The 873-nt window shown below is 71.6% G+C and carries 1 protein-coding gene; it reads left to right on the top strand.

Features of this window, described 5'->3' with window-relative positions:
- The coding region (locus tag F6S12_RS32345; RefSeq protein WP_315869934.1) for an MATE family efflux transporter at positions 1-873 on the top strand (873 nt) is incomplete at both ends.

Below are 873 nucleotides of genomic sequence, written 5' to 3'. Positions count from 1 at the left end.
TGATCGGCCACCTGCCCCATGCCCACCAGCTGGGCGCCGTGGCGGTCGGTGCCAGCCTCTATACCTTCCTGGCCTGGGCCATGGGCTTCCTGCGCATGGGCGCCACCGGCTTCGCCGCCCAGGCCGCCGGGCGCGGCGACGGGGCGGCGCTGCGGCAGATCCTGCTCCAGGGCTTGATACTGGCCATGGGGCTGGCGCTGCTGCTGGGCGCCATAGGCGTGCCCCTGAGCGGCGCGGCGCTGCACCTGATGCAGCCCTCGGCGGAGCTGGACCAGATGACCCGGAGCTTTTTCCACACCCGCCTGCTGGGCCTGCCCGCGGCCCTGGCCAGCTTCGCCCTGGTGGGCTGGTTTCTCGGTACCCAGAACGCCCGGGCACCGCTGGCCATCCTGCTCAGCACCAACGTGCTGAACATCGCCCTCAACCTGTGGTTCGTCCTCGGCCTGGACTGGGGCGTGGTGGGCTCGGCCCGGGCTTCGGTGATCGCCGAATGGAGCGGCGCGCTGGTCGGCCTGGCCATGACCCGGCCGGCCCTGCGGGCCTATCCGGGGCAAATCGCCTGGGCGGCATTGCGCCGCTGGCAGAGCTGGCGCCCGCTGCTGGCGGTCAATCGTGACATCTTCATCCGCAGCCTGGCCCTGCAATCGGTGTTCTTCCTGATCACCGTGCAAGGCGCCCGTCTGGGCGATGCCACAGTGGCGGCCAATGCCCTGCTGCTCAACGGCCTGCTGCTTACCGCCCATGCCCTCGATGGCCTGGCCCACGCAGTGGAGGCCCTGTGCGGCCACGCCATCGGCGCCCATGACCGCCCGGCCCTGCGCCGCTCGCTGGTGGTAGCCGGTGGCTGGTCGCTGCTGGCCAGCCTGGGGTTCG

It is taken from the genome of Pseudomonas sp. JV245A (assembly GCF_032424515.1).
Taxonomy (GTDB): domain Bacteria; phylum Pseudomonadota; class Gammaproteobacteria; order Pseudomonadales; family Pseudomonadaceae; genus Aquipseudomonas; species Aquipseudomonas protegens.
This window is presented reverse-complemented; position numbering and strand designations above follow the sequence as displayed.